Below are 2,664 nucleotides of genomic sequence, written 5' to 3'. Positions count from 1 at the left end.
TCTTGGGATAAGCCCGTTCGAGCCGAGGGGCAATTTTACACAGAGATTTGGACTTGATCCACGTCTGGTGCAGCCATGGCAAAACTATGGATTGAAAACAGAGAACAAATGATTAAAGTAAAAGCGAATTAGACAAGAAGTTTCGTCTTAAAATTCATTGTGGACCACTCCTCCCCTTAAATTTTCGCAGATATATTGTACAAAAATCAGCAACTAATATCAAGTCTGAATTATTTATACAATACGATAATAATTCTCTCCAAACAAAAAAGCCCCCGACACACGCCGGGGCATTGACATTTCAGCACTGCCAGGTTGACTTTCGACCGCCCGGTAGTACCGACAGATGTCTGCATGGCTTTCGTATCGCCGCGCGCTGCTCAACTCGCACGCGTACTGGAGCGCCGCGTCCACCGGGCAACCATCGCAAATTCGCAACTGGCACTCAGCGAAGCAGAAGTCGTTCAAAGCGGCTTCGATCTTTCTTGCGACGGCGCGCACTTTTCGCTCGTCCACGGCGCTCCCTCCTTTCATCGCCGGCCAGCGGAAGGCATACGATGTCAGCGGGTGGTTTTTCGATGTGCCGGACTACCACATGGTAGCCGTGTCGAAAAAATTGACACCCATGACAATAAAATTTTGTCGCCTGCGACAGACAAGCCGAAAAACAATGGAGGGCTATTCAACACCCTCCACGTCTTCCTCTTCCAAATAGACGATCTCCTCAACCGGCTTGCCTAAACGCTTGGCAATCTTAAGCACCCATTCCAAACTTGGCTGCACCGCTTGCTTCTCCCATCTGTTATACAATTGGCGGTTGACTCCTAAATAGTCTGCGAATTCCACTTGGTTCATCCGGTGGTCGTGTCTAAGTTCCTTTAGCCGGTTCCGAACCGCCATGCCCCCCACCTCGTGGGTGTACTTCCCCACACAGCGGGTCGAATCCTTTGCCGAAACACGACGGCTTTTGACGAAAAGCCCCGGCCGATGCCGGGGTTCCCTTACTTGCTCAACTTATACAAGACGTATTGGTTAAGCGACACCCCCTCGCGCTGCGCCTCGATGACCAAGCGCTGGTGCAGGCTCTTGGGAATTCGGATGCGGAACTGGCCGCTGTAAGCTTGGCTTTCCGGGACCGGCTCAGGAATCGGGTCGCCATACTCCAGCTTAACTTCCAGATACCCTTCCATGGCCTCTCGGATGTTTTTCAGCGCTTCCTCGGGCGTGTCCCCGTCGCTCTGGCATCCGTCGAGCTCCAGCACACGGGCGAAGTAATACTCCCCGCTTTCATCGCGGATTTTTTGCAACATGATGGTGTAGGGCAAGTCAAGATAGTATTGAAGGTCCTTCTTCTCCACGTTTGCCATTCAGGGGAGGCAGGGGTAAACTAAATGTAGGGGGATAGGGAGGACTTACGCCCTCCCTATCAGGCGGAGCACTTGCTTGACGTACACCGCTCAAACAGGGTTTCGCTTCGGGCTTGTGAACGTGTTCCCCGCGGCGTTTCGGAATTGGTGGTGAGACCCTCTGATCCTGACCACCTCGTACCCGAACGCGCGGAGGACTTTGACCACTTCATCGAAGCGAATGCTGTTCGGGCGGTCTTTCATTTTTTGTATCAGCTTCTCTACCCCTGCCATGATTCACCTCCTTTCGCTTATATGGTACCACATACGGAACCAATAGTCAACCCTTGGCAATACGGGACTGGTTCCGGTTTACTTGTAGAGGTAGGATCTGTATAATAGGGTTGAAACGTGGTAGATCGAATTAACATCCAAGGGGAGGAATCTCATGCGGGTTCAAAAACTCATTCTTACCGTTGTTTTGGCAACGAGTGTCATAGCCACAGTTAGCGGGTGCAACGGTTTTTGGGAAGAGGAAGCGGGAGCGAAACTAAAAGATGATTACAAAGACCAAATTAATGAAGTGGATGAATCTTTAGAAACTACACCGCCCGTAGAAGAAGGAATGAAAGTCAAAAACGGTACCATCGAATACGAAGACGGCATCATGATCGGGCTAGACGGTACGATGGAAGCCAAACCGGTTGACGTTCCGATTCCGCCCGATAAAGTGACGTCGGCAGTTCGAGGGTATCTCAGTGACATCGCATTCGATGGCGTTAACGCCCAAGGAGTCCCCGGCGGGATCGGGTGGCCTAACTATGACGAATTTTTCGGGCAAACCGAAAACATAGTAGATGATGGTGCATGGGAACAAGTTGTCATCGACCTTGATCGGAAACTTAAACGAGTTAACCAAATTTTGAATTTAAGCAAAGACAACCCTGACGTCCGTCAATACTTCACCGAAGTGAAAACACTTTTAGAACAGGCCAAAGCGAATCGCGATTACCAAAAGTACTTAGAAGCAACAAAAAAACTTTTTGAGTTGGGCGCAGCAATTAGGTAGCAAAAAAGAGGGGGCGATTGCCCCCTCTTTCAGACTGCAGACAAACTCCCTCGGTGCCAATGCAGCCGAGGGAGTTTTCTTGTCGTCTGTAAACAATAAAGAGAAGAAATTAAGGGCATGGCGCCCTGTTTTTCTTAACCTCCCTCAAGCAAAAAGCTATTTTCTTCGTTTTGCTCACCCATTCGCACGTTTACTCCCTCGGCGAAATCAGAATTATTTCCTATTTGTTGATTATAAGTTGAATATTGG

Annotated in this window: 5 protein-coding genes; 1 reads left to right on the top strand and 4 read right to left on the bottom strand. The window is 49.6% G+C overall.

Annotated features, from left to right (window positions below):
- Window positions 1–234: 234 nt before the first annotated feature.
- The 4 genes from IEX61_RS12130 to IEX61_RS12115 all read right to left on the bottom strand — a co-directional run bounded on the left by IEX61_RS12130 (window position 235) and on the right by IEX61_RS12115 (window position 1,610).
- On the bottom strand, window positions 235–516 hold the full coding sequence (locus tag IEX61_RS12130; RefSeq protein WP_054672788.1) for a hypothetical protein: 282 nt from the start codon (window positions 514–516) through the stop codon (window positions 235–237).
- A 162-nt stretch (window positions 517–678) separates the two neighbouring features.
- A complete protein-coding gene (locus IEX61_RS12125) occupies window positions 679–900 on the bottom strand; it encodes a helix-turn-helix transcriptional regulator (protein ID WP_054672790.1) in 222 nt (73 codons plus the stop codon).
- 101 nt (window positions 901–1,001) lie between these two features.
- Window positions 1,002–1,325 (bottom strand): type II toxin-antitoxin system HicB family antitoxin, encoded by a 324-nt coding sequence (locus IEX61_RS12120; protein WP_373288461.1) that lies wholly within the window; start codon window positions 1,323–1,325, stop codon window positions 1,002–1,004.
- A gap of 132 nt (window positions 1,326–1,457) precedes the next feature.
- The gene (locus IEX61_RS12115) at window positions 1,458–1,610 is read right to left on the bottom strand and encodes a type II toxin-antitoxin system HicA family toxin (protein WP_229725873.1); all 153 of its coding nucleotides are present in this window, start codon (window positions 1,608–1,610) and stop codon (window positions 1,458–1,460) included.
- A 184-nt stretch (window positions 1,611–1,794) separates the two neighbouring features.
- Between IEX61_RS12115 and IEX61_RS12110 the strand changes: the two genes are divergently transcribed.
- A complete protein-coding gene (locus tag IEX61_RS12110; protein ID WP_188818235.1) occupies window positions 1,795–2,415 on the top strand; it encodes a hypothetical protein in 621 nt (206 codons plus the stop codon).
- Window positions 2,416–2,664 lie beyond the last annotated feature (249 nt).

It is taken from the genome of Calditerricola satsumensis (genome assembly GCF_014646935.1).
Classification (GTDB): domain Bacteria; phylum Bacillota; class Bacilli; order Calditerricolales; family Calditerricolaceae; genus Calditerricola; species Calditerricola satsumensis.
This window is presented reverse-complemented; position numbering and strand designations above follow the sequence as displayed.